This is a genomic window from Limnohabitans sp. Rim11 (assembly GCF_001269365.1).
Classification (GTDB): Bacteria; Pseudomonadota; Gammaproteobacteria; order Burkholderiales; family Burkholderiaceae_C; genus Limnohabitans_A.
This window is the reverse complement of sequence record NZ_CXOM01000001.1, coordinates 681,226-706,198: the sequence shown is the minus strand read 5'-3', so window position 1 is coordinate 706,198 and position 24,973 is coordinate 681,226. Positions and strand designations below refer to the sequence as shown.

General features: G+C 52.8%; 26 protein-coding genes, 1 tRNA gene and 2 pseudogenes. 15 read left to right on the top strand and 14 right to left on the bottom strand.

The genetic code is table 11. The annotated features are described in order from the left end of the window. Window positions 1-115: 115 nt before the first annotated feature. The gene (locus AMM03_RS03465; protein WP_090129327.1) at window positions 116-1,273 is read left to right on the top strand and encodes an IS481 family transposase; all 1,158 of its coding nucleotides are present in this window, start codon (window positions 116-118) and stop codon (window positions 1,271-1,273) included. Window positions 1,274-1,319: 46 nt separating this feature from the next. Here the strand turns inward: AMM03_RS03465 and AMM03_RS03460 are convergent. Further along, window positions 1,320-1,396, bottom strand: a tRNA-Met gene (locus AMM03_RS03460). Between the two features lie 425 nt (window positions 1,397-1,821). On the opposite strand from AMM03_RS03460, the gene AMM03_RS03455 reads away from it, so the two are divergent. Then, a protein-coding gene (locus AMM03_RS03455) for an IS3 family transposase (protein ID WP_090129029.1) occupies window positions 1,822-2,963 on the top strand; the annotation gives its coding sequence in 2 pieces (ribosomal slippage) (window positions 1,822-2,065 and window positions 2,065-2,963; 1,143 coding nt in all). A gap of 203 nt (window positions 2,964-3,166) precedes the next feature. Here the strand turns inward: AMM03_RS03455 and AMM03_RS03450 are convergent. Next, window positions 3,167-4,741, bottom strand: a complete 1,575-nt coding sequence (locus tag AMM03_RS03450; protein WP_090129028.1) for a hypothetical protein — start codon at window positions 4,739-4,741, stop codon at window positions 3,167-3,169. 246 nt (window positions 4,742-4,987) lie between these two features. Between AMM03_RS03450 and AMM03_RS14115 the strand changes: the two genes are divergently transcribed. Next, entirely contained in the window at window positions 4,988-5,152 is a 165-nt protein-coding gene (locus AMM03_RS14115; RefSeq protein WP_194942744.1) for a hypothetical protein, read from the top strand. Here AMM03_RS14115 and AMM03_RS03445 read toward each other — a convergent pair. After that, entirely contained in the window at window positions 5,139-5,495 is a 357-nt protein-coding gene (locus AMM03_RS03445; RefSeq protein ID WP_090129027.1) for a DUF6876 family protein, read from the bottom strand. The genes AMM03_RS14115 and AMM03_RS03445 overlap by 14 nt on opposite strands. Window positions 5,496-6,076: 581 nt before the next feature. Here AMM03_RS03445 and AMM03_RS03440 point away from each other — a divergent pair. Continuing rightward, window positions 6,077-6,649: a tyrosine-type recombinase/integrase gene (locus tag AMM03_RS03440; protein WP_090129326.1), complete on the top strand. Its 573-nt coding sequence runs from the start codon at window positions 6,077-6,079 to the stop codon at window positions 6,647-6,649. 2 nt (window positions 6,650-6,651) lie between these two features. On the opposite strand, the gene AMM03_RS03435 is transcribed toward AMM03_RS03440, so the two are convergent. The 6 genes from AMM03_RS03435 to cadR all read right to left on the bottom strand — a co-directional run bounded on the left by AMM03_RS03435 (window position 6,652) and on the right by cadR (window position 10,284). Beyond that, on the bottom strand, window positions 6,652-7,581 hold the full coding sequence (locus tag AMM03_RS03435) for an endonuclease NucS domain-containing protein (RefSeq protein ID WP_090129026.1): 930 nt from the start codon (window positions 7,579-7,581) through the stop codon (window positions 6,652-6,654). 26 nt (window positions 7,582-7,607) lie between these two features. Beyond that, window positions 7,608-7,931, bottom strand: coding sequence for a hypothetical protein (locus AMM03_RS03430; protein WP_090129025.1), 324 nt, complete (start codon window positions 7,929-7,931; stop codon window positions 7,608-7,610). Window positions 7,932-7,985: 54 nt separating this feature from the next. Then, window positions 7,986-8,240, bottom strand: a complete 255-nt coding sequence (locus AMM03_RS03425; protein ID WP_090129024.1) for a hypothetical protein — start codon at window positions 8,238-8,240, stop codon at window positions 7,986-7,988. Between the two features lie 17 nt (window positions 8,241-8,257). After that, entirely contained in the window at window positions 8,258-8,407 is a 150-nt protein-coding gene (locus tag AMM03_RS14110) for a hypothetical protein (RefSeq protein ID WP_194942742.1), read from the bottom strand. Between the two features lie 109 nt (window positions 8,408-8,516). Next, complete coding sequence (locus AMM03_RS03420; protein WP_090129023.1) at window positions 8,517-9,584, bottom strand: porin; 1,068 nt, start codon at window positions 9,582-9,584, stop codon at window positions 8,517-8,519. 250 nt (window positions 9,585-9,834) lie between these two features. Next, window positions 9,835-10,284, bottom strand: coding sequence for a Cd(II)/Pb(II)-responsive transcriptional regulator (gene cadR, locus AMM03_RS03415; RefSeq protein ID WP_090129325.1), 450 nt, complete (start codon window positions 10,282-10,284; stop codon window positions 9,835-9,837). A gap of 203 nt (window positions 10,285-10,487) precedes the next feature. Between cadR and AMM03_RS03410 the strand changes: the two genes are divergently transcribed. The 8 genes from AMM03_RS03410 (at window position 10,488) to AMM03_RS03375 (ending at window position 20,363) form a co-directional block, all read left to right on the top strand. Beyond that, window positions 10,488-12,620 carry a heavy metal translocating P-type ATPase gene (locus AMM03_RS03410; protein ID WP_228764544.1) on the top strand — a complete coding sequence of 711 codons (2,133 nt, stop codon included), beginning with the start codon at window positions 10,488-10,490 and terminating at the stop codon, window positions 12,618-12,620. 103 nt (window positions 12,621-12,723) lie between these two features. Continuing rightward, window positions 12,724-13,077, top strand: coding sequence for a cation efflux protein, CzcI family (gene czcI / locus AMM03_RS03405; RefSeq protein ID WP_090129021.1), 354 nt, complete (start codon window positions 12,724-12,726; stop codon window positions 13,075-13,077). 152 nt (window positions 13,078-13,229) lie between these two features. After that, window positions 13,230-14,510 (top strand): TolC family protein, encoded by a 1,281-nt coding sequence (locus tag AMM03_RS03400; protein ID WP_090129020.1) that lies wholly within the window; start codon window positions 13,230-13,232, stop codon window positions 14,508-14,510. 32 nt (window positions 14,511-14,542) lie between these two features. Further along, window positions 14,543-15,079: a hypothetical protein gene (locus AMM03_RS03395; RefSeq protein ID WP_228764542.1), complete on the top strand. Its 537-nt coding sequence runs from the start codon at window positions 14,543-14,545 to the stop codon at window positions 15,077-15,079. A gap of 11 nt (window positions 15,080-15,090) precedes the next feature. Then, the gene (locus AMM03_RS03390) at window positions 15,091-16,221 is read left to right on the top strand and encodes an efflux RND transporter periplasmic adaptor subunit (RefSeq protein WP_090129019.1); all 1,131 of its coding nucleotides are present in this window, start codon (window positions 15,091-15,093) and stop codon (window positions 16,219-16,221) included. Window positions 16,222-16,233: 12 nt separating this feature from the next. Further along, window positions 16,234-19,353, top strand: a complete 3,120-nt coding sequence (locus tag AMM03_RS03385; RefSeq protein WP_090129018.1) for an efflux RND transporter permease subunit — start codon at window positions 16,234-16,236, stop codon at window positions 19,351-19,353. Window positions 19,354-19,402: 49 nt separating this feature from the next. Next, on the top strand, window positions 19,403-19,777 hold the full coding sequence (locus AMM03_RS03380; protein ID WP_019425173.1) for a hypothetical protein: 375 nt from the start codon (window positions 19,403-19,405) through the stop codon (window positions 19,775-19,777). Between the two features lie 16 nt (window positions 19,778-19,793). Next, complete coding sequence (locus AMM03_RS03375; RefSeq protein ID WP_090129017.1) at window positions 19,794-20,363, top strand: hypothetical protein; 570 nt, start codon at window positions 19,794-19,796, stop codon at window positions 20,361-20,363. Between the two features lie 242 nt (window positions 20,364-20,605). Here AMM03_RS03375 and AMM03_RS03370 read toward each other — a convergent pair whose 3' ends face one another. The 4 genes and pseudogenes from AMM03_RS03370 to AMM03_RS03360 all read right to left on the bottom strand — a co-directional run bounded on the left by AMM03_RS03370 (window position 20,606) and on the right by AMM03_RS03360 (window position 22,064). Continuing rightward, window positions 20,606-20,944 (bottom strand): YnfA family protein, encoded by a 339-nt coding sequence (locus tag AMM03_RS03370; protein ID WP_090129016.1) that lies wholly within the window; start codon window positions 20,942-20,944, stop codon window positions 20,606-20,608. Beyond that, window positions 20,941-21,048 (bottom strand): annotated as a pseudogene (locus AMM03_RS14365) (EamA/RhaT family transporter); the annotation flags it as partial. The gene AMM03_RS03370 and the pseudogene AMM03_RS14365, both read right to left, overlap by 4 nt. Further along, window positions 21,045-21,323, bottom strand: a pseudogene (locus AMM03_RS03365) (EamA family transporter); the annotation flags it as partial. The pseudogenes AMM03_RS14365 and AMM03_RS03365, both read right to left, overlap by 4 nt. Window positions 21,324-21,407: 84 nt before the next feature. Further along, window positions 21,408-22,064: a cation efflux transmembrane domain-containing protein gene (locus AMM03_RS03360; RefSeq protein WP_090129323.1), complete on the bottom strand. Its 657-nt coding sequence runs from the start codon at window positions 22,062-22,064 to the stop codon at window positions 21,408-21,410. Between the two features lie 79 nt (window positions 22,065-22,143). Here AMM03_RS03360 and AMM03_RS03355 point away from each other — a divergent pair, with 79 nt between their 5' ends. The 3 genes from AMM03_RS03355 to AMM03_RS03345 all read left to right on the top strand — a co-directional run bounded on the left by AMM03_RS03355 (window position 22,144) and on the right by AMM03_RS03345 (window position 24,042). Beyond that, entirely contained in the window at window positions 22,144-22,239 is a 96-nt protein-coding gene (locus AMM03_RS03355) for a MerR family DNA-binding transcriptional regulator (protein ID WP_228764541.1), read from the top strand. A 407-nt stretch (window positions 22,240-22,646) separates the two neighbouring features. Further along, a complete protein-coding gene (locus tag AMM03_RS03350) occupies window positions 22,647-22,973 on the top strand; it encodes an NIPSNAP family protein (RefSeq protein WP_090129015.1) in 327 nt (108 codons plus the stop codon). A 58-nt stretch (window positions 22,974-23,031) separates the two neighbouring features. Next, on the top strand, window positions 23,032-24,042 hold the full coding sequence (locus AMM03_RS03345) for an aldo/keto reductase (RefSeq protein ID WP_090129014.1): 1,011 nt from the start codon (window positions 23,032-23,034) through the stop codon (window positions 24,040-24,042). 44 nt (window positions 24,043-24,086) lie between these two features. Here the strand turns inward: AMM03_RS03345 and AMM03_RS03340 are convergent, their stop codons facing one another. Next, window positions 24,087-24,971, bottom strand: a complete 885-nt coding sequence (locus AMM03_RS03340) for a TauD/TfdA dioxygenase family protein (RefSeq protein ID WP_090129013.1) — start codon at window positions 24,969-24,971, stop codon at window positions 24,087-24,089. Window positions 24,972-24,973: the final 2 nt, after the last annotated feature.

Here is a 24,973-nt window from a genome sequence, read left to right as displayed (position 1 = left end):
CTCGAATAAGTCCTTTGAACATATTGATACATAGTTAACAGTTTATACCGGATACATCCTTTACAGTTTTTTGGCATAGGAGGAGCTCTCTATGCCCTGGAAGGAGTGTCAGAAAATGGATGAAAAACTACGTTTTGTCTCTCGCCACTTAGAGGGCGAGTCAATATCTCAGCTGTGTCGGGAGTTTGGAATCTCTCGCGTCACGGGCCACAAACTTGTGGAGCGTTACCGTCAAAACGGTTTGGAAGCATTCAGCGACCGAAGCCGGCGCCCTTACCGGATGGCCAACCAGTTGCCGTTTCAAGTGGAGGCTCTGATTGTTCAAATCAAGAATGAGTTTCCAACTTGGGGTGCGCCCAAGATTCGGGAGCGCCTGTTGGCCAGGTATCCGGAGATCAAAACCCCAGCCAAGAGCACGGTGCATGCGGTGCTAGAGCGCAACGCGCTTGTGAAGCACAAGAGGGCCAATGCAAGGCCTAAAGCGCAGGGGACGGTGCTGATGGGAGGTCAGGAGCCCAACGACTTGTGGTGCACGGACTTCAAGGGCGAGTTCATGATGGCTGACAGAAGTTATTGCTACCCCTTAACGGTGACGGACTATCACTCCAGGTTCTTGCTGTGCTGTGAGGGCCTGCAAAGCACGCGGGAGCTGACGGCTCTGAGCGTATACGAGCATTTGTTCAGGGAATACGGCTTACCCAAGCGCATCCGCTCAGACAACGGCGTGCCCTTTGCCAGCTCGCACGCGCTACATGGGTTGAGCAAGTTGGCGGTGTGGTGGTTGCGTTTGGGCATTGAGATTGAGCGCATCAAGCCCGGTAATCCGCAGCAAAACGGACGCCACGAGCGCATGCACCGTGTGCTCAAGCAAGAGACGACAAGGCCGCCGGCGATCAACATGCTGCAGCAGCAAGACAAGTTCGAGCACTTCATGCGGGTGTACAACTACGAGCGTCCGCACGAGGGCATTGAGATGAAGATTCCGGGGGATCTATACCAGCCCTCAAGCCGCCAATACACGGGGTTGCCAGAGTTGGCGTATCCGTTTCATGACAGGACGATTGTGATCACCGAGTGTGGCCGCATCTGCATGGACCGCAAGAAGATCATGCTCAGCTCGGTGTTGGCTGGGCAGAGGGTGGGAGTGATGCAGGTGGAAGACCAGATCTGGCAAGTCAGCTTTATGGACTACGATCTGGGGTACTTCGATATGGACAGTTGTCGCCTAGAACCCGGGCCCAATCCGTTTGGGCCTAGGGTGTTAACGATGTGACCGGTACAAACTGTAAACGATGTCTCCAGTATGTACCCTCTGTGTTTGGTGGCTCTTCACGGATTCGAACCGCGGACCTGTGGATTATGATTCCATCGCTCTAACCGACTGAGCTAAAGAGCCTGAGCCAAAAATTATAGCAAATGAAATGGGCTGATTGTTAGAACTTTTGAATAAAGTTTGTGACCTTGTTTCGTTTTAGCGTTGCTTTAACTTTTGCCTATGCGCAAAAACCAACGCACTAAGTTTGTGTTGAGCGTAGCAACCTTGTTTTAACCTTCGCACTGAGACTGAAAGTATTTTTACTATGCCTGTCATCAGTGTCGCACTATGCTTTTTAAGCAGCATTATCTCGGCGCATTTACCGCTCTAGCGACTCGTTTGACGGGTTTTACAGGAAGAATTGTTCCGTCATCTGACAACTCTGGCTGTGTTTCGTCCGTGTCAATAGCAGCATCTTGCGGAACTTGCGTTGTTTTAACTGGAGTGGCATTCCCCCAATTCAGTAGACAAATATTATTGTCAAAATCTGAATGGGAGAAATGTAAATGCAAAGAGCCAAATACACAGCTGAGTTCAAAGAAGAGGCAGTTCGCCAAGTTATCGACAGGGGCCACTCTGTCATCGATGTAGCCAAGCGACTAGGCCTTGGGGACGGCCTTCTGTACACCTGGGTCAAGAAGTTCAAGGCCGCCAATGAACCAGTTGCCATTGATGACATGAAGTCTATGCAAGCGGAGCTCAACCGCTTAAAGGCTGAACTCAGGCGCACTACAGAGGAGCGCGACATTCTAAAAAAGGCCGCCGCGTACTTTGCCAAACAGTCAGAGTGAAGTACGCGTTTATCCAAGAGAACCGGGCAGAGTTCACTTTGAGCGGGATGTGCCGGGTGCTGGACGTTCACCGCAGTGGCTTCTATGCCTGGTTGCTGGAGCCCTTGTCGGCAAGGGCTGTGGAGAACCAAGCCCTGACAGCGCAGATCAAAGAGTTCTATGAGCAGAGCATGGGTATCTACGGCAGCCCCCGAATCTTTTGTGATTTGAGGGAGGCAGGAGTTCAGTGCAGCGAGAACCGAGTGGCCAGACTGATGCGGATGGCTCAAATCAAGTCTGTGCGGGGCTACAAGCGGCCTCGCTACAAGGTGGGCCGGCCCTCACAGGTCTCGCCCAACCAGTTGCAGCGCCAGTTCCAGCAAGACGCGGCGGATCAAGTTTGGGTGACCGATATCACGTACATCCGCACATATGAAGGGTGGCTCTACTTGGCGGTGGTGCTGGATTTGCACTCAAGGGCGGTGGTGGGTTGGAGCATGCGAGGCAGCATGGAGACCACTTTAGTTCTTGATGCTTTGACGATGGCTGTGTGGCGTCGCCGTCCAAAGGGTTCCGTGATCATTCACTCGGATCAGGGTTCGCAGTTTGGCAGTGACGAGTTCAGCCGTTGGTGCAAGGAAAACCGATTGAGCCCCAGCATGAGCAGAAGAGGCAACTGCTGGGACAACGCGGTGGCTGAATCGTTCTTCAGTAACTTGAAGAGTGAAAAAATCAAAAAGAGGATTTATAAAACAAGGCAGGAGGCCAAGTCTGAGGTCTTTGAGTACATTGAAGGCTTCTACAATCCAGTTCGGCGTCACAAACATCTTGACCAACTCAGCCCCCTTGAGTTCGAGAGACGTCAAATTGCGTTATGAAGAGTGTCTACAAAATTGGGGGAATGCCAGCTCATGCCCTTTTCACGCTTGGCTTGAACTAATTTCAACGCGCTTAAACCTGACATAGCTACTCCTTGTGTGTGTTGCAGGAATAGCTAATTTATTGTCGAACCATGGCGTTGAGCAACCGAAAAGACTGGTAACCCGACTACTTATCGGGACTCACGCTATCGGTTGACAGATCAATCAACAGATAGGTTTGCGTAGTGCTCTCGAGCACGAATTGTCTCTTGAAGTATGCGCTCTTTATGCGCAGCTTCATCCATTTTCAAATCCAAATAACGAGGCTCATAACGCTCCAACTGCTTGTGACTCAGACGCCAATATGGATTGGCAGTTCGGTCTTGCATGGTCATTTCTATCTCATGGCGCAAGTCCACGCTGAGCTTATGCTTGAAGAAGATAGCGTCATGCACACGGGCAATGGGCTCACGGCCATGTTGGGCAGCTACTTCACAAACAATGTCCATGACTTCGGTTTCATCATGCTGGTAAAGGTAAGCAAGGATCTTGGACTTGCTGGGTCTGCCACTGGGCGTTTGAAGGAATGATTTGCTGAGCAAGTCCCTACGTGTAACTTTGACTAATTCATATAGATGCGTATCAAGGATGCTCTGCTCGTTAATGTAGGCCTGCACAGTGGGGTCGGCAAGAAAACGTTCCCTGTCAGTGCCGTTTTTAATGATGTCCACCAGTGCGGGATTTGTCCACCCACCTGATTCGTTTTGCCAGCCAGTGGTGTTTTGACGGGCGCCAAAGCTGATAGCCGTAAACGCCTGCTTGAGCAATTTCGGTTGCAGATCTTTGTGTACTGGGCTGTCATCTCCAAATGTGAAGTACTGCACTGTGCCCATGAAGTCCGCTTTGTCTTCCAGAAAATTCAACGTGGCGCTAAAGACCTTACGCAAATCCTTGCCCTGTCCATACGCATCGATGTATTGTTTGGCCCAACCCATCTTCCAAGCCACAACACTTGAGCGGATGTCGTACTCCCAACAGTCACCCAGCACTGCGCGTCTTAATTCCTTGTTGATGTTTTGAACACTGGTGCCCTCGTAGTACATGCGTCCAAATAGGCTGGGCTTCTTACGCTGAACGTAATAGCCATCCATGACGCTGGAGATCGCCAAAATAATTCGCGCTTGACGCAGCGCTTGGTCCATCTTCTCTTTTGTAATGTGTTCGGATTCTGTGGTGAGCCAAATGATGTAGCTTTTGACGCTTTCCTTGTCAACCGGTACAAGGTCAAATAACTCTTCAATCTCTGGTAATTTGATCCTTTGCTTGAACTCGGGAAACAGCAGATTTAAAACTTGGTAGTTGCCAAAGTCATCGCCGCATAGGTACTGATCAATTTCTCTATCGCTTTTGCCTGAACGCAATATCTTGTCCTCTACTGCCAGCGTGTCAACCATGGTCACGAGGCTGGTCAATTTGCACTGGCTCACACTACCAGTTAAGTTTGACCCAGTGATCACCGACTCAACCAAGTTGAAGTTGTTGTTCCTGAGCCATGCATGCACACGCAGCTTCTTGGGTCCAATCTGACCGCCTTGATTTGCCAGTTGTTGAAGCGATATGGCGAATAAGTCCAACTTGCGCTGCAGGGGTGTCGCAGCAAAGTGCAGGCTTTTGAACAGCATGGCTTCCAGCACGCTGATGTATTTAGCCAGTGCTCTGTGCGCTGTATTGGCAGGCTTGGGAAACGCCTTTTGCAGCGCTTCGTAGACCTGTGCATCAACGGTGATTTTGATCATCTGCCACCCCATGTAGTCAGGACTTGGAAATCCTGGAATTCACACGTATTTAGCTGGAATATACAGATTATCTAGAAAATTGAAAAAGTCACACGCTTATAGTAATTAATCAATTAAGTAATGAGCACAAGTGCCCAAATGACCCATAAATGGGTCACTTGGACTGATTGAAGTCAAATCAAGCAAGTCCTTCTTTGTCTGGCATTGGTTCCGAAATGAGCCGGCGGCAATTTCGATAAGTACTTGATGCACACCTACCAAGCATCAGTTCGCGCACAGGTCAAAGGCCGCAGCCAAGTGATCAGGACCGAAGTTCGGGCCATGAACGCGCAAGACGCGCGTTGGTTGCTATGGGCTCAGTGGGGATTTCACAGCATCCAGTCTGGCCCTAATCAGGTCAATACTCGCTAGGCAGCATGATCACCCAGTGCTCACCGTCCCAGCAGGCATAAAGTGAAATGGCGTGCATTGGAAAGTCCGTATATGGGATCTCTTGACGGGCATGTTCACTGCCACTGCCGTCCTCGTAGATCATTGTTGCCCTGTTGCCCGTAACTGTCATGCGCACTTGCACAAACCAGTCCTCTGTGCCAATCTCGCTTAGGTGACTGGCAATGGCATCCATCATCCAAAAGCACTCAGCCTCTTCGGCCAAGTACTTGGTGCCATCAGTCAGCAGGTGCCTGCGGCTGATACGGAAATAACCAGTTGTTCCAATAAATTGTGTCAGTTGGGTTTCATCAAAGTTTTTCATCTGTAGTTCACTTCTGTTTGTGTAACTACAGTTTGTTTTCAGACACGCATATGGACAACCGATGCGTGGTAACCCGAAAACTTGGCGGGGTACCGAGTAAAAATCACCATGGTGAATTGATAAGTACTCCACCTAAAAAATCCGCAGCCCAGAAATTTAGATCTGCAGGACCCATTCGGGCTACAGATACAAACCGCACTACTTGCATAAATTTCAGACGTTAATCGCAAAATGCCACGCATTTAAAAGCCCTATAGCGCATCGATTTACCCGAGCGAATACTTGGAGTGCTGAGAACCCAGATCAGCGCTTGTAGGGCTTGCTCGCCAATCTGCGCTGGTTATCCACAGCTCGCGTGAGTTATCCAAGAAAAATCACGAGAAATACAGTAATTACATGATTTCACTGGATGAGCGTTGAAATCATTGAAGAAAAAAACCACTAAAAAGTTATCCACAGCCAGTTCATTTTGCCCTGCTCCGGCCCAGAAACCCATCACTTTGGCAGGACTCCGGTTGTCCAGATAAATATATGAAAACACAATGCAATTAACGCAAACACATGATTTAGGAGACATGACCATGGCACAAGCAAAGACACTGACAACTGCTGAAATTGAGCGCTTGTTAGCGCATATCAATACACGCAAGTACGCAGCCCGTAACAGATCAATGATGTTGCTCACACACTGGGCTGGTTTACGAATTGGCGAAGTAGCCTGTTTACGCTGGAGTGATGTCACAACCACAGATGGCGAAATTAAAGATGAGATTCGCTTGCTGCCCGACATGACCAAAGGCCGTCATGCTAGAACAGTGTTTGTCAGCGCCAAGCTGAAGGCAGAATTGCAAGCCTACGCACAGCAAGCCAAGTGCGTGGATCGAAGCTACCCATTCTTCGCAAGCCAAAAGAGCATCAGGGCTGGTTTCAACGCAAACAGCTTGGCTCAAACGTTCGCGCTGCTCTACGAGGGCGCTGGCCTAGAGGGTGCCAGCAGTCACAGTGGACGCAGGACGTTCTTAACGAACCTTGCGAACAAGGGCACTGCCATTCATATTTTGAAAACGCTGGCTGGTCACCGCAGCATCAGCACCACCGCTGCTTACCTGTACAGCAGCCCAAGCCAGTTAAAAGCCGCAGTGGAATTAGTCTAAGGCTAGTTAGCTTTGTTTAATTTAAAAGAAACTTCGTATCGGTAGAAAGAGATATCCGGAGTCATTGCTAAAGCACGTCGAATCCGAGTGTCATCGTCTAGAGCAATGATGACACCTTTCACGCTTTGATTCGGTTCAGCAAGCTCTTGCTTGACGTAGCCCATGTAGCGAAGCACCTGCCCTACTACTGCATCGCTTGCCCTACCCTTTTTCAACTCAACAACCAACAGCTGTGTCTTGTCTTTTTTTATAGCCAAAATGTCCATTGGGCCAGTGTCAGATTGGTACTGCTGACCAACAAGCTCACCATCCTCTTCGAAGATATCGAAGTCTTTACCCAATTCAGTTTGTTTCCAGTTCTGAACCAAGAAATCTTCAAGATGCTTTTCAAGCGCAAATTCAGAGGGATCTTCAACTGTTGAATCCGTGGAAATAATTGGTGATTTATATTCGCCAGCGATCAATGACTCAAGCTCTTGTGCATAGCCAGTAATGTTGCTAACCGTACCAATAGAACCGGTACTTTTCTTAAGCATGTCCGACATAGCTTCGCGCTCAACATGCTTGGCCATCCACTTAACATTACGCCGATGAGGCAAGATCCCACCTGGGTGGTGAAAGTAGTTGCTCGAAATTTCGCCGACTTGATATGTGCCAGAGCCGTCAGGACAGAGAACAATATCACCAATCTTTATGCCCTTGGATACTGTCCAAAGAAAACCACAAGCTAAGCCAGCTCCCACATTTGTTTTATCGGGATGATTCGACTTAAAGATATCGCGGAACTTTGCGTTGAAATCACGCCAATTTTCTGTCAGCTCGTTTGTTAGGTCTTGGTTGACTTCAAAGTCAGTACCGATGAAGCCTTCAGCAAAACAGGTCTCAGCGTGAATTGACTTCCTGCCAAGCATTACACGGTAGAAGCTTTTCATTTTTTTACCATTTTATTTCGAAACAATCAGTAGTATTCGCGGATATAGCCATAAGCCTTATCAAAGAGCTCCTGATCGGTATGCAGGCGGTATTTCAATAGTGATCTGCGCAGGGCTTGTTGTACTTCCCGCTCCCCTTGCTTTGTGGACTGCCAGCCGTCGAACCGCACCTGTTTCACGATTGCATCAATGTCAGCAACAATACGTTCCACAATAACGTGAGTGTTCTTATTTTTCACTTCATTAAATAAGTCAGTCAGTGCTGCCAATGCCTTGTTTTTATCTTCTTCGGGATCAGTCTGGTTTTCTGCTTCTACTGTGTCTTTAGCGATTTCTAGAATTGCCTTCAAAAACTCCAAACTATTTATCAACCCCTGCTCGTGCTTCTCACGTATTTTTTCTAGTCACTCGCCGAGTTCTTTAAACTTAGGATTTCCAGCATGTTTGCGCAGGCGAGCGATAAGTTTGATTTCCACCTCACGGGCTTTCTTCTCCGGATTTTCATCTTTCAGAATGCTGTCAAGGACTTCGGCGTCTAGCACCAGCGCATCGATGTCGTCCCGCACAGCTTCAACATGAACATTCTCATTAATAAGTTCAATGGTCTTTGCGCCCAGACGATGCCAGAGCAGTTTGCCGTTACCGCTAACTGGTTTCACAGACTCATAAACTTGCGTTAGCCACTTGTAATCTTTGGCATAGAAGCCAAGCCCAAACCGCCACGCAAAATATTGCGACGTGCTGGATCTTTGACAGCTTCTTTCAGAACGTCTTGAAAATGTGGGTTGGATGAATTGTTGTAAATGACATCATCATTGAAGGACATGAGAAATACTCCTGTTTAAAAAATCGATGCTTGAGTGTTGCAGTCAAGCGTTAAATATTTGTGACGATTGAAAAAAGGACCACAGCGTGAGCCTTTTGGCTGAAGCAAATCAGAATCTGTAGCGCATGCCAAGTTGAGTATTTTTCTGCTCAATTTTTTTGGCGAATGAAGGATGGTCCATAGTTTCTGTACCGTAGGCAAAGTAAGCCGTTGTATCTTTTGCAAGTGTGTACATCACCGCAAATTGCATGGCTTCAACTTCAGCCTTGATGGTTGAAGAAGTTAATTTGGCCTTACCTGTACCTGCAGAAGCCAGCACTCTGAATTTGCCAAAGGGTGCAAGCACACCAACGTTTTGTGTGTCGAACGTCACTAGGCTGGCCGCTGTGCCTTGAGACATTTTGGTATCAACAAAAAATACTTTGGCAACGCCAAAGTCGTAGGTGCCACCAAATGCATCGTTTTTACGATCGGCAATGCCAGTGGGGTTGGCAATGGTGTAGCCAAAGTCGCCACCAATCTTGACTGTTTTGCTGTAGTTCTTGATGGTCTCAGTTGCAAAGCGAACAGAGAATGGGCCATTGGCATAAGTCAAACCAATAGAATTTGAATCTTCCGCTTTACCGTCAGCTGTTACCACATTGGCGGCACTGGTTGTACGGTTTGATGCGCCCAAGCCAAGTTGCACGTCTGCTGAAAAACCAGAATAAACAGGCGTAGACAATGTGATCATGTCGTTGCGACGTGAATCGCGTGCATTGTCGCCAATGAAGCCTGCCGTATTGATGCCATCACCAGCATCCAATGCATTGATTGCCACTTTGAGCAATGTGGTTCTGCGGCCCAAAGTTACAGAGCCCATGGGGCTGCTCAAACCAATCAGACCTGCACGCGTTTTGGCAATGCCAGAATCAGAAGACTGATCAATTTCAAATTCAAATTGATAAGTTGCTTTCAGGCCAGTTGCAATTTCACGATCGCCGCGAAAACCAACGTTGCTGGTCGACATACCGCCAGTCACAATGTTGTTCTCTTCAGTTTTAACACCGGCGCTGGTATTGGAAACGTTGTTGTTGTATGCAATGTCAGCATTGCCATAAACAGTCACAGAAGTTTGTGCTTGGGCAGAAAATGCAAGCAACATGGCTGCAGTCAAAAGGGTGTGTTGAGTTTTCATGGTGTGTTGATTCAAAGTTAAGTTGAAATAACTTCTGAAGTAGAAGCTGAAGCAATTTCAAACGAATCATATGACAATTGCATGAAATGTTGCAGCACCACAACTCATGCAGATGCGTCACACCTGCGTCACAAAGAGGGTTTAATTTGTTTTGGCAGTTACGCCATCAACTGAATCAAGCTGTTGGCAACACAATGCGTGAAGCTGGAAAAATCAGTGTAAAACGTGAGCCGTACCCCTTTGACGCAAATCAGTGCGCCCCATGCACATGGCGCGCGCCTCGCTTGCCCACCGGCCCCACTTCCTTAGAGGCCTGAGCAATTCCGGAAAGCACACCGCACTCACTGACAGAGCCGTTTCCGGCACAACCGGTTCGCAACTCAACAAGTTGCCTTTGCAAGACCTTCAGCTCTTTGATTCGAACCGCCACATGCTTGATGTGCTCATCAATCAAGGCGTTGATTTCAGAACAGTCCTGTGGCGGGGAATCTTTCATGCGCAACAGCGCTCGAATCTCATCCAGGGCCATGTCCAAGCTACGGCAGTACCGAATGAACGAAAGTCGTTCAACGTGCTCCGGTCCATAGACGCGGTAGTTGCCTTCTGTTCGCCCCGGCTGCGGCAACAAGGCCTCTCGCTCGTAGTAGCGAATCGTCTCCACCTGTGTATCGGTGGCCTTGGCGAGCTCTCCAATCCTCATGGTGTCCTCCATCAGCGGGTGACCATATTTTAGGAGCTTGACTCTAAAGTGGCTACAGGGTTTCTAATCGCTGCAACGAGGAAGAAATCATGAGTACAAGTACATCTTGCGAAGGCGCAAAGCCACAGGTCCGCCCGACTGAGAACGGATGTTCAGCCGCTTCGTGCGTACCCTTGGTGCAATCTGAGCAGGACGTGGCGCATATGAACACAGACCAGACACAGAAAAGGTTCCGTATCTCCAACATGGACTGCGCCTCAGAGGAGTCCGAGATCCGGCGCGCTGTGGATGGCATCCCGGAAATTGAAGCCTTGCGATTCGATCTGGGGGCACGCGTGCTGACCATTTCTGCGAGCCAAGCTGCATTGCCAAACGCACTACAGGCGATTCGAAAGGCAGGGTTTAAGCCTGAGCCCATTGACGAAGCCGACAAAAAACCTTCCGGTACTACTAATGCGTCTGCGACGTTTTGGGACATGTGGGGAAAGCTTCTGGCGGCGCTCGGCTTGGCATTGGCAGCAGAGGCGATCGCGTACGCCTTCCCTGCGACGACCTGGATCAAAGGCCTGGGCATGGCCATCGCTTTGGGTGCCATCTTCCTTTCAGGCTTCGGCGTCTACGGAAAAGGCCTGGCTGCGCTGCGGCAAGGAAGATTGAACATCAACGCCCTCATGGCAGTAGCCGTCACAGGCGCCTTCTTGATCGGCCAGTGGCCTGAGGCCGCCATGGTGATGGCGCTCTATGCCATTGCGGAGGCCATCGAGGCGCGGGCGGTCGACCGTGCGCGAGGTGCCATCAAAAGCCTTCTTGCCTTATCACCAGAGCAAGCCGAGGTACGCCAGGCCGACGGCGGCTGGCTTCGGATTGGCGTCAAGTCTGTTGCATTGAACTCGGTGGTACGTATCTCTCCGGGTGAGCGTGTTCCGCTTGATGGCACCGTGCTGGCGGGTCAGAGCGCGGTGGATCAATCGCCTTTGACAGGCGAGAGCCTGCCCGTGGACAAAGGACCGGGTGATGAGGTGTTTGCCGGAACCATCAACCAGGCCTCTGCTCTGGAAGTTCGGGTCACATCGCCTGCCTCAGACAGCACGCTCAGCCGGATCATCAAAGCCGTCGAGGAAGCGCAGGCCTCTCGCGCACCGACGCAGCGTTTCGTTGACCAGTTCGCCGCCGTCTACACACCTGCGGTCTTTGCCCTTGCGCTGCTGGTTGCCGTCCTGATGCCCTGGGTGGCCGAGATCACGTGGATAGAAGCGGTCTACAAGGCTTTGGTCCTGCTTGTGATTGCATGCCCTTGCGCCTTGGTCATCTCCACACCCGTCACGGTGGTGAGTGGTCTGGCCGCAGGTGCACGGCGGGGCATCTTGATCAAGGGAGGCGTTTACCTTGAGGAAGCCCGAAAGATCAAAGCCGTCGCTTTGGACAAAACCGGCACCATCACCGAAGGGAAGCCCAAATTGGTGGCGTTCGAGCCCATCGCGCCCGACGAGCCTGAGCAACGGGTAGAACTGCTCGCAAAGAGCCTGGCTGCTCGTTCAGACCACCCCGTCTCGAAAGCGATTGCTCAAGGCCTAGCGTTACAAGCCCAAGAAGTCGAAGCATTTGAAGCTGTCGCAGGTCGTGGCGTCCAGGGGGTGATCGATGGCCACCCCTACATTCTCGCCAATCACCGCTGGATCGAAGAGCGCGGCCAGTGTTCTGCGACATTGGAAGCACGCCTCGCAGTTCATGAGGAGGCAGGACGAACTGTGACCCTTTTGGCCAATCGGGACCGGGTGATCGCGCTCTTCGCTGTAGCGGACACGATCAAACCGTCATCGATCGAGGCCATTTCCGAGATGAAGGCGCTGGGGGTCGTTCCCATCATGTTGACCGGTGATAACGCCGCCACGGCGCGCACCGTCGGACACTTGGCAGGCATTTCAGAAATCCGAGGCAACCTGCTGCCCGAGGACAAGCTCAAGGCGATTGAAGAGTTCCAAGGAAGATACGGTGTGACGGCCATGACCGGTGACGGCATCAATGATGCCCCGGCACTTGCAAAGGCGAACATCGGCTTTGCGATGGGCGCTGCGGGCACTCACACGGCCATGGAAGCGGCCGACGTCGTCGTCATGAACGACGACCTGCGCCGCTTGCCCGAGACGATTCGCCTATCCAAACAGACCCACATCATTTTGTGGCAGAACATCACCCTGGCTCTGGGCATCAAGGCGGTATTCCTGATCATGGCCATTTTTGATGACGCTTCTATGTGGATGGCGGTCTTTGCCGACATGGGCGCAAGCTTGTTGGTGGTTTTCAATGGGCTGCGCCTTCTCAAGACCGCCAAGTGATGGCTCTTGGCCGCCACCAGCTCGCCCCATTGACCTCAAAATTCCTGAGGTCAACGACTGGGAAAGTGGCGCCGAAAGCCTGAAGCTCCTACACTGTTGAGATATGAAAAGGTACTTGGCAATTTTTTTGCTGGTTCTGTTACCCTTGCAATTTAGCTGGGCAGCAGTGGCTAGCTATTGCCAGCATGAAAGCGGTGTGACCGCCAACCACCCGGGACATCACACCCATGACCATGCGTCAGTTGACCACCAAGAGTCCAGCAAAAACTCACCCCAATCGGCGGGCATGGACCATGACTGTGCCACTTGTCACATGGGTTGTGCCGCTGCCCTGGTCAGCGATCTGAGCAAGACCACATTAGCAGCCTCTGACGATCACCCACTTCACCTTCAGGTCATTGCTTCTCATATGGCAAGTGAACGTCCTGAACGGCCTCAATGGCCCGTGCTTGCCTGATCGGCGAGCCTCGGGTTTCTTTACCTTTCCCTCTTTTCGAATCCCCTGTGTGCGGATGCACATGACGCTTTGCGCGTTGTGCGTCATCGCCTAGCGACGTGTTGTCGCTGCTCGCTGATCTCCTTGGATGTTTTCACCATTGGAGATGAGCTATGAGTTTGTACAAAAAAAGATCGGCACCGATTCGAATCGCGCTGTCGGTCATGACCCTGAGTGGCTTGGTGCTGACGGCCCAAGCACAAGGCACATCCGCCGCCGCGTTGAGTGGATCGGTGTCCTTGAAAGATGTTTTCGAAACGGCGTGGCAAAGGCAACCCGAGGCGCACGCGCTTCAATCGCGTCGCGATGCCGCCCAGGCCCAGGCCAAAGCCGCGTCGATGCTGTCCCCCGAGCCGCCCTCGCTGGAGATAAGTCAGCGATCAGACCGGATGACAGGCAACAGCGGTGCGCGGGAAGCTGAGGTGGGTATCGCCGTTCCCATCTGGCTACCCGGACAACGCACGGCCAGTACCGATCTGGCGCAAGCTGAAATCTCGTTGGTTGAGCGCAAGCTGCTCGCCTCACAACTGCGGCTCGCCTCTTCCGTCAGGGATGCTTGGTGGGGCTGGTTGCGAGCTCGCCTCGATGCTGAACTGGCGAGCGAACAACTGGCCAATGCACAACGCCTCGCCGCTGATGTTGCCAAACGGACCAACGCGGGTGATCTGGCAAAGTCCGACCAGCATCAAGCCGAAGGCGCTGTCGCTGCGGCCCAAGCGCATGCCGCCCAAGCTCAAGCTGCATCTGCCGCAGCCTTGGCACAAGTGATGGCGCTAACAGGCAGGACGGCACCGGCAGACTTGAAAGTCAACGCGGCGGTGGAGCCAACGCCAGATTCGACCCCACATACGGGTGCGTCAGTGGGGCATCCCTTGTTGGCTGAACTGGAGGATCGCATCACGATGGCCGAGCGGACGGCTCAGCTGATCAGCGCCCAGAGGCGATCCAACCCGGAACTCACGGTGGCCACCACGCGCGGCCGTGGGGCATTTGGAGAACGCTATGGCCAGACTGTGCTGATTGGCATTCGCGTGCCCTTGGGTGCAGGCCCTAGGCATGACGCCCGTCTTGCGACTGCACAAGCCGAAGCGATAGAAGTGCAGTCACAACTGGTCCTCGAGCAGGCGCGCATTCAAGCCGACAAACAAGGCGCTGCTGCTCGTCTGGAGGCCGCACGCACTCAACTTGATGCTGCGCAGCGACGAGCCCAGCTGGCCAACGAGTCCCGCAGCTTTTTTGACAAGTCGTTCAGGCTGGGCGAGTCGGATCTGCCCACCCGCTTGCGCATTGAAGCAGAGGCTGCAGAGGCCGCGAGACAAGCCGCTCGAAGCCGAATTGACCTGGCCTCCGCCATTTCGGCATTGCGGCAGTCCTTGGGCCTGCTGCCTCAGTGATGCTGACACCCCTCAAAAATTCAAGGAACACCATGAAGATCATTCATTCAACAGTCGCCACCTTTATGGCGCTGATATTCACATTACTCAGTCCTATGGCCATTGCCGGTGCGGGTCACGATCACGCGGAAGCTGCGCCAAAAACCCAGGGAACAGCACTGCCGCGTTTCGTCGCGTTTTCAGAGGATCTGGAAATGGTCGGCATTGTCAATGGCAAGCAGCTGACGATTTACCTGGACCGTTTTACAGACAACAGTCCGGTCAATGACGCCCTAATTGACATCGATATTCAAGGCGGCAAATACAAAGCCGAAAAACATGGCGTAGGTGAATACGAAGTCATCCTCAAGGACACGCTCAAACCTGGCGTCATTGCCATCACCGCAACCATTCAGGCCGGTGAACTGAACGACCTGCTGACTGGCGAACTCGATTTGCACGAGGACGAAGATGAACCTGTCAGTGGTTCTTCTTGGAAAGGCATCGCCCTGTGGATCGGCGGGGGGTTATTGGCCCTGATGGCATTAGGCGTGATCGTTCGCTTTCGTCAACAAGCTCGTACGGCCTAAGGAGCCTCAGCATGAAAACAATCAACACTTCAAAAAAACGCCACTGGATGGCACTGGCCACTGCTTTGACCCTTGCAGGTGCTGCGCTGCCTACGTACGCGGGCGAAGGCCATGACCACGGCCCTGCGCCTGCGACGGCCAATGCCAATGGTCCACAGCGCATGGCCGATGGCAGCGTGTTTCTGCCCAAACCAGCCCAACGCCAACTGAATGTGCGCACGATGGTGGTGGAAACCGCTGAGCTGCCACGCGCCTTTGAACTCAATGGTCAGGTACTGATGGACCCCAACGCTGGGGGCAAAGTCCAGCCCATCAACGCCGGACGCATAGAACCCGGCCCTAATGGCCTGCCCAACGCAGGGCAAACCGTCAAGAAGGGACAGGTCTTGGCCTACGTGGTCCCAGCGGTCGCCCCCCTGGAACGGGCCAGCCAATTGACTCAATTGGCCGAATTTCGCGCTGCCAAAGCGCTTGCTGAAAAGCGTTTGGCACGTTTGCGCGAGTTGTCGGACACGGTGCCGCGCAAGGAAGTGGAAGCCGCAGAGAGCGACGTGCTCAGCCTGACCGATCGCATGTCGGCCGTCGGTGGCGGCCTCAGCAGCAAAGAAGCACTGGTCGCGCCCGTTTCTGGCGTGATTGCCTCGGCGCATGTCGTGGCAGGTCAAGTGGTGGACACGCGGGAATTGATTTTTGAAATTGTCGACCCGAAGCGGCTGCGCATTGAAGCCTTGGCTTTTGATATCTCAGTGGCCAACAACATCGGCGGTGCCACATTGGCTGTCGGCGACCAGCGCACGCCACTGGTTTTCATGGGTGCAGCGCGCAGTTTGCGAGAGCAAGCTCTGCCGCTGAACTTCCAAGTGCAAAGCCCGGAACTATTAGGCCTGGCCGTTGGACAGCCCGTCAAAGTCTATGTGCAGTCCAAGCAAAAGACACAGGGTATTGCGGTCCCCCAGTCGGCACTGATGAAAAACGCTGCCAATCAGAACGTGGTGTGGGTCAAGTCTGCAGCTGAGCAGTTTGAACCCCGCACGGTGACGTTCGAGCCCCTGGATGGAGCGCGCGTCACGGTGATCTCGGGCTTGAAGTCTGGCGATCGTGTGGCGACCCAAGGTGCCACGCTCATCAATCAAGTCCGGTAAAGGGGTCACGATATGTTCAAGTGGCTTCTCGAAAATAGCCTGACCAACCGGCTTCTGGTGTTGATAGCGGGTGCCGTATTGATGGCTTACGGGGCATTCACATTGTCTCGAACGCCAGTCGATGTCTTTCCCGATCTCAACAAACCTACTGTGACGATCATGACCGAGGCGGGTGGCATGGCGCCTGAAGAGGTCGAGCAACTGATTACCTTTCCTCTGGAGACGGCCATGAATGGCTTGCCTGGGGTCGAATCGGTTCGTTCAACCTCTTCTGCTGGCCTGTCCTTTTTGTATGTCACCTTCAACTGGGACACGGAGATTTTTCGGGCACGCCAACTGGTGTCTGAACGCCTCTCGTCCATGGAAGAAGGTTTGGCTGCCGGGGTAATACCACGGATGGGGCCGATCAGCTCCATCATGGGTGAGATCATGCAGATCGCTATTCCTGTCGATCCGCAGAAGATCTCCCCTATGGCCGTGCGTGAGTACGCCGACTGGGTGCTCCGGCCTCGACTCCTGGCCATCCCCGGCGTCGCACAGATCATCCCCATTGGCGGCGAAGTGCGCCAGTTTCAGGTGCAGCCCAACACAGCGCGCCTGTCGGACTTGGGTATCTCCTTGGACCAGTTGGAGTCGGCGTTGCGCGGGTTTTCGGCCAACACCTCAGGGGGATTTCTGGAGCTCAACGGGCGCGAGTACCTGATTCGAAATCTTGGTCGCACTTCCCGCCTGGAGGACTTGCGCAATCTGGCTATTACCGCCAAGAACGGTCAGCCCATCTTGTTGCGCCAGATCGCTGAGGTCACTTTTGCCGCAGCCATCAAACGTGGGGATGCAGGCTTTGAAGGCAAGCCAGCCGTGATTCTGGGCGTTCAAAAGCAGCCAACCGCTGACACGACCCGTTTAACACAGTCGATTGAAGAAGCGATTACGGATCTCAAGGCATCCCTTCCTGCGGGGATGGAGGCACCCCGTGTGACCTTCCGGCAGGCCAGCTTCATCGAGGCCTCGATCTCGACGCTGCAAGGCAAACTCATCGGCGCCTCGCTGTTTGTGGCCGCGATCCTGTTCTTCTTCCTGGGCACGGTTCGCCCCACCATCATTGCGCTCACCGCCATCCCAGTGTCCATCTTCATCACGGCACTGGTGTTCAAGTATTTTGGCTTGTCGATCAACACCATGACGCTGGGGGGGCTGGCGATTGCCATTGGCGGACTGGTGGACGATGCCGTGGTGGATGTGGAAAATATCTTGCGGCGCATGAAAGAAGACCGCGCCAAGGACCCAAGCCAGCGCCTGTCGCTGCTCGCGCTCGTGGCCAAGGCGTCCATGGAAGTCCGCTCGGCGATCCTCTATGCGACGGTGATCATCGTGCTGGTCTTCCTTCCGCTTTTTGCTTTGCCGGGCCTGGAAGGCAAGTTGTTTGTGCCGCTGGGCATTGCCTTCATCATCTCGACACTGGCCTCTTTGTTGGTGTCGGTAACGATGACGCCGGTGCTGAGCTACTACCTCTTGCCGGGCATGAAAAACCTGGACCATGGCGACACCAAAGTGCTGGCATGGCTCAAGCAAGGCTACAAAGGCAGTTTGCAAAAAGTGCTGGACAAGCCACGCGTGGCGATAACCAGTGCATGTGTGGCGGTAGTGTTTGCAGCGGCGGCTGTTCCGTTTTTTCCGACCACCTTCTTGCCCCCCTTCAATGAAGGGACGCTGCTGGTCGGGATACGTCTGAACCCGGGCGTGACCTTGACCGAGTCCTCTGACCTGGCACGCCAGGCGGAAGTGCTGGTCAAGCAAGTGCCCGAAGTGCTGCATGTGGGCAGGCGCAGCGGACGTGCTGAACTCGATGAGCATGCCGAAGGCGTTCATGTCAGCGAATTAGACGTGGGCATCAAACCCTCAGGCGAGTTGACGCGCTCGATGGATGAGGTCCGTGCCGACATCCGTGCACGCTTGGTCAACCTGCCTGCTTCGATTGAGGTGGGGCAACCCATCTCACACCGTATCGACCACATGCTGTCGGGCGTGCGCTCCCAAATCGCCATCAAGATTTTTGGCGAAGACCTGGACGTGCTGCGCGGGCAAGCCGATGCGCTGCGCTCACGGCTGTCAGGCATCGAGGGCATAGCTGACCTGCAAATCGAAAAACAAGTTCTTGCGCCCCAGATCAAGGTACGGTTGGACTATGCGGCAGCGGCGCAATACGGCCTGTCTGGCGCGCAAGTGCTTGCCACACTGCAGACCTTGGTGGAAGGTGAACGTGTCACGCAAATCATGGAGGGAGGTCGCCGCTTTGCGTTGGTTGTGCGTTTACCAGAATCCGCACGATCGCTGGAAGGCTTGGGCCAGGTGTTGATCGAAACACCCTCGGGCAGAATTCCGCTGTCCAAAATCGCAACGATTGAAGACGCCGATGGTCCCAACCAAATCAGTCGCGACAACGGCAAGCGGCGTATCGTGATTTCTGCCAACGCTTCGGGCCGCCCATTGTCAGAAGTTGTGGCCGACATACGCAAAGTGACGGCGGATTCTCGATTGCCAGAGGGCTACTTCATCACCCTTGGAGGACAGTTTCAGGCGCAAGAAGAAGCCTCACGCCTGATCTCTTTGCTCTCGGTGGTCTCTGTGGTGTTGATGTTTGTGGTGCTTTACAGCCGCTACAAGTCCGCCGTTTTGTCGGCCTTAATCATGGTGAACATTCCCTTGGCGCTCGTGGGTGCCGTGTTGGGTCTGTGGTTGTCAGGTCAGCCCTTGTCGGTGGCCGCCTTGGTCGGGTTCATCACGTTGGCTGGCATTTCGGTGCGTAACGGCATTTTGAAGGTCAGTCATTACATCAACCTGATGCGCTTTGAAGGAGAGTCCTTCACCAAGCCCATGATCTTGCGCGGTTCGATGGAACGTTTGAGCCCGGTGTTGATGACGGCCTTGGTGACTGCCTTCGCATTGGCACCATTGCTCTTCGAGGCCGAACGCCCCGGCACCGAAATTTTGCACCCGGTCGCCGTGGTGATTTTCTCGGGCTTGATCAGCTCGACGCTGCTCGACACCTTTCTGACGCCTGCCATGTTTTGGCTCTTTGGCCGCAAACCTGCCGAGGCGCTTTTACAAGACAAAGATGCTGAAGCATTCTGACCATTCATTCGTTTCTTCAACCTCAACCAAAACCTCAAAAGGACATCTCATGAAATTTCACACGCTTTTGATCACTTCGTCGCTTTTTCTCAGCGGACTCGCATGGGCAGGGCCACACGATACAGATCACAAACCCATGCAAGGGGGTGTTTTGACCACCGTCAAGGATGTTGACTACGAACTGGTCGCCAAACCTGATGTGCTGCAGTTGTTCGTGCGTGACCATGGCAAACCCGTTGACGTGAGTAAAACGACGGCAAAAGTCACACTGCTTTCTGGCGCTGACAAGCAAGAAGTTGAGTTGAAACCAACAGGCGACAAGCTTGAAGCCAAAGGTAGCTTCAAGGTAGCTCCTGGGACAAAGGTTGTTGCTCAATTCAGTTCAGCTGGGAAAACCACTTCTGCACGTTTTGTTCTGAAATGAGGCGTTTACAACTTACTTGTATTTGCCACAAATGGTGGATCAATTTTGGGAAAATATTATGAAAACTTGGATTACTAAAACAATCGTCGTCTCAGCTTGCGTACTTGGCATCGCAGGCTGCGCTTCACCGGTTGATCGAATCGCTGAGAAGCCGCATTGCCATACGGATCGAGGCAGAAATGCTTACTGCACCAAAGATCCTGCACCCAGCATTGCCAAAGATGATGAAGCAAAGTTGTTTGCCTCAGTGCCTGAAGCTCTGACGGTTTACGTCGTGCGTTATTGGGGCGACGGACATCATCCGTTGGACATTTCTGTGGATGGTGGCGCAGCGATGGAGACTGTTCCAAACTCCATGATTCGCCTGCGATTAAAAGAGGGGACTCATCAAATCACCTTCAATGTTGGAGGCAAGACCTTTGATCGAACAATTTCAGGTACGAAGGGAGAAGTTCAGTTACTAGGGATTACGGGTACCGATTGGATCTGGGGCAACTCTTCACATTGGTGGACAGATGACTCAGTTGATCAACTCAAACGGCGCGCACTGCGTTCCCGTTTGATCAAAGACATCACTTTGCTTTGATGTTCTGGGGCCCCCGCCATGACTGGTTGTCATTGGCGGGATTGCTTCAACCTGTCTGGACAAGTACCATCTTTACTCCGCAAGACTTTGGATGGTCTTTGTAGCACTTGTTGCTCTGATGTTCTGGAAGCTTCTGCCATGCCAGGCCGTCATTGGGAATGGTGCGTTTGGAGAGTTTTGAGCATGACTCTGAGAAGCGAGGGCAGCGCTTACCGACTAGACGCACGAAAGCACATGCTGAGTCAAAGCGACACGTTGCGCGGTGCAAAATAAATCACAGCCACTCCGGCAAGCACGAGTGATGCGCCTACCAAGTCCCAGCGATCAGGCAACACGCCATCTACTAACCACAGCCACAAGACTGAAACAACGATGTATACCCCACCGTAGGCGGCATACACACGTCCAGCAGGATGTGGATGCAGCGTCAGCAGCCACGCGAACAGGCCCAAACTTGCTGCGGCAACAATCAACCACCATTGAGACGCACTTTTCTTGAGCCATAAGTACGGCAGGTAGCAACCAATAATCTCTGCGAAGGCGGTTAGCGCGTACAGGCCCAATGCTTGGATCGGTGTCATGAATGTGAATGTCGGTGGTGAATGTCCGGAAAATGTGCATGCTCGTGTTTGAGTTTTGCATGCTTGTGATCATGTGTGTGAGGCTCAACGCCATCCCATTCAAAGCTTCGAGGTTCAGCAACAGCGATGCAGTGGAACCGCTTGTTGATAGCAATCCAAACATCAGCGCCACAGGGCCTAGCATCCCACCAAAAAAGATCGCCCCCAGCAGCCAGGGCCAGTCACCTTTGGGCAGGCCCGACGGCCTTACGCCGTGATCACGAATCACGCGTGCCAGACTTAGGCCAAGCCCGCTTCCCAAATAAAGTAACCCCGCCAAAAGAACTGGTGGTGTATCACCCGTCAATAGCTTGGCAAACGGGGGGCTAGCGCCAAACAGTGCTGCAGCACAAAGCGCTTAAAGGACAGCTCTATTCATACCGAGTTTGTCTGACACACAGCGGAAGGATTCCATCGGATTGGTTCAGTGGACGTGGCCATGGCGGTCTTCCTTGGCACTATCTTCGCCCAGTTCACCGCGCGCCTGCTGCAGCACGGTCCAGCCACCGTGCAAGGCGAGCGCCGCCATCAGGCTTGCCACCGCAAGATCAGGCCAAGCCGATCCAGTGCCAAACACGCCCAAGGCGGCGATGAACACGGCAAGGTTGCCGATGGCGTCGTTGCGAGAGCATAGCCACACGCTTCGCATGTTGGCATCGCCTTCTCGGAAGGCATAGAGCATCCATGCCACGGCCACGTTGGCCACCAGCGCCACGAGGGCTATTGAACCCATAGTGGTGGCCTGGGGCACGCCGCCATTCCACACCGACCACAGTGCTGCGCCCAGCACATACAGGCCAAAACCCATCATGCTCAAGGCTTTGAGCATGGCGGCGCGCGCTCGCCATGCCAGCGCCGAAGCCAGCACCGCGAGCGATACCGCGTAGTTCATCGCGTCGCCCGCAAAATCGACCGCGTCCGCCAGCAAAGAAAGTGACCCAGACTGAACGCCAGCCACGATCTCGACCAGGAACATCGCGGCATTGACCACGAGGGCGATCCAGAGGATCTTGCGGTAACGGACCAGGTTCACAATGGCATCAAGTTTGGGTGCGACATGGTCACAGCAGTGGGTGGACATGGGTTTTCCTTTCAATTCTTGCATTAGAAACCCTGGAGCCGCTACAGTGTCAAATACTTATTTAAAGCAGGACCATCTAATGCAGATAAAGGAACTTGCCCTCGCCACCGGCGTGGATGTCGAAACCATCCGTTACTACGAAAAACAGGGCTTGATGCCCACGCATGGCGTCTAACTTTTTCGAAAACAAGCGCGAGCCCCAAGCCAAGCGTCTAACTTTTGGGTGCAAAATGACACGGCTCAACGCAAATTTGGATGTTTTGGCTGGAAAGTTACATAATGTAACTTTTGGGGTTATTGCACGAAATATTACACGTTTAATAAAAACACCTATAAGTCGTTGATTTATATAGATTTTTGACGAGCCTGGATTTCTGTTAATCCGTAGGTCCCTGGTTCGAGCCCAGGTCGAGGAGCCAAATAAAAGAACCCCTTCAGCAGCAATGCTCAAGGGGTTTTTCTTTGGGCGGTCTTGCATCTCAGTAGAACCCGCTATATCGGAAAAGTGCATCCTTTGATTGAATGCAGGCATTGCAGCCCTTTTCAATACACCCCCCAAATGCATCTCAAGGAGTCCATTCCATGACAGTAATTTACGAAAAACGCACCTACGACGTCAAGGTTGGAGAGATGCAGCAGGTCAAACAGTTGTACTCCACTGAAGGCTGGGCTGCCCTAAGCAAGGGTGGTTTTGACAACAAATTGATTGGCTACTTTGTGAGCGATACAGGCAATCTGCATCAACTCATCCACCTTTGGCGCTTTGACAGCGACGCCGATCGACGCGACTTTTGGGCCAGGCTTTTTGCCGACGAATCCTTCATGGCTTTCGCTAAACAAATTCGCCCTCTCATTCATGCACAGAATGTTCAGCTCATGGTGGCTGCACCTTGGGGACCGCATCCTTAATGGAAGTGTGCTCAGCCCCTAACGGCTTCTTGATCAATCAGATTCAAAGGTACTTCACATGATTTACAAAAACTTAGGGCGCAGCCCCCTGAAAGTCTCGCGGATTTGCCTTGGGACCATGATGTTTGCAGACCAAACAAGCATGTCAGAGGCTCGCAGCATCGTGGACCATGCACTGCAAAATGGTTGCAACTTCATCGACACCGCCGATGTCTACAGCTTTGGCAAATCAGAAGTCATGACTGGCGAATTGATCAAACCCAATCGCAATCAGTGGCTCTTGGCCAGCAAAGTTGGCAACAGCATGTCAGACAACATCAACGAGAGCCATTTCTCTCGTACTTGGATGATGCGCGCCTGCGAAGACAGTTTGAGCCGCTTGCAAACCGATCACTTAGATATTTATTACTTGCACCGCGACTTCAACGGCATGCACCTCGAAGAGCCCTTGCGAGCCATTGAAGCTTTGCTGCGCGACGGCAAAATTCGATACTGGGGTTTGTCTAACTTCAGAGGCTGGCGCATTGCCGAAGTCATGCGCTTGTGCCAGCAATTCAACATGCCCGCCCCTGTGGTGTGCCAACCTTATTACAACTTGCTCAACCGTTTGCCAGAGGTTGAAATATTGGAAGCCTGTGCTCATTACGGCATAGGTGTTGCGCCCTACAGCCCTATTGCCAGAGGCATCCTCACAGGCAAATATGCACCTGGCGCTGCCCCTCTACCCGAAAGCCGTTTAGCCCGTAACGACAAACGCATTCTTGAAACCGAGTACCGCAAAGAGTCGCTAGAAATTGCACAAAAGCTCAGCTTGCGTTGTCAAGAAAAAGGCATTCAGCTGTCGCACTTTGCATTGGCTTGGGTGTTGGCAAACCACGCAGTCACATCGGTCATTGGCGGCCCCCGCACCTTGGCGCAGTGGCAGGACTATTGGGGCGCGCTGGATGTAACCATTACGCAAGAAGACGAAGACTTCGTCAATCAACTTGTCTCGCCTGGCCATCCTTCTACGCCAGGCTACAACGACCCGTCTTACCCGCTTTCGGCAAGGCGCGATAAAGACTACTGAATGAAGACCCCCTTGACAGCAATCAAGGGTTGATTCACTCAGCCTTAGATCTGCGCCAAACTAGAGACCTCATTGGTCAAGGTTGTTCTGCGCAAATCGCGAACTTCAGTAGGGTCGTACCGGCGCGCACGGTGCATCGTGACGCGGTTGTCCCACATCACCAGATCCCATGGGCGCCATACATGCGCATAAACAAACTGACGCTGTGTAGCGTGTTCGTTGAGGTCACGTAAAAATGAACGCGCCTCAGGCATTGGCCAACCTTCAATGCCGCCAGCATGGCTTGCCAAATACAGAGAAAGCCGTCCTGTCGTTGGATGTCGGCGCACAAGGCGTTGGCGCACTGGCGCCCACTTAGCGCGCTCTTCGTCTGTGAAATCATCAAAGCCCAAAACACCTCGAGAGTAAATTTGGCTGTGTAAACAAATGAGGTCGTGCACCTCAGCCTTTGTTTCATCTTCTAGAGCATCATAGGCAGCACGCATGTCCGCAAATTCGGTATTGCCACCGGTTGCCGGAATTTTTCGGGCCGAGAGCATTGAATACTTGGCGGGCACTTCCTTGAAGGAGCTGTCTGAGTGCCACAGCATATTGCCCAAACCAAACAAACGTCTGCGATCGTCGCGTGGCAGCAATTCGCCATTTTTGTCGAGGTTGGAAATATCGTTCAAGGCCATGCCAATCCGCCTGTCCTTGACAGACATGATGTCGCCAGTGGCTTCTTCTAACATGCCCAGTTGACGACTGAATGAAATTTGCTGTTCATCGTCCAAATGTTGGTCATGAAATATCAGCACCCCAAAATGGTCCATGGCAGCATGGATGGCGCTGACCTCTTGATCTGTCAGCTTGCGGCTTAGATCAATGCCTGAAACCTCACCAATGAAGGTGGGGCTTGCAGGGTCAATGGGGTGGATATCGACTGACATAT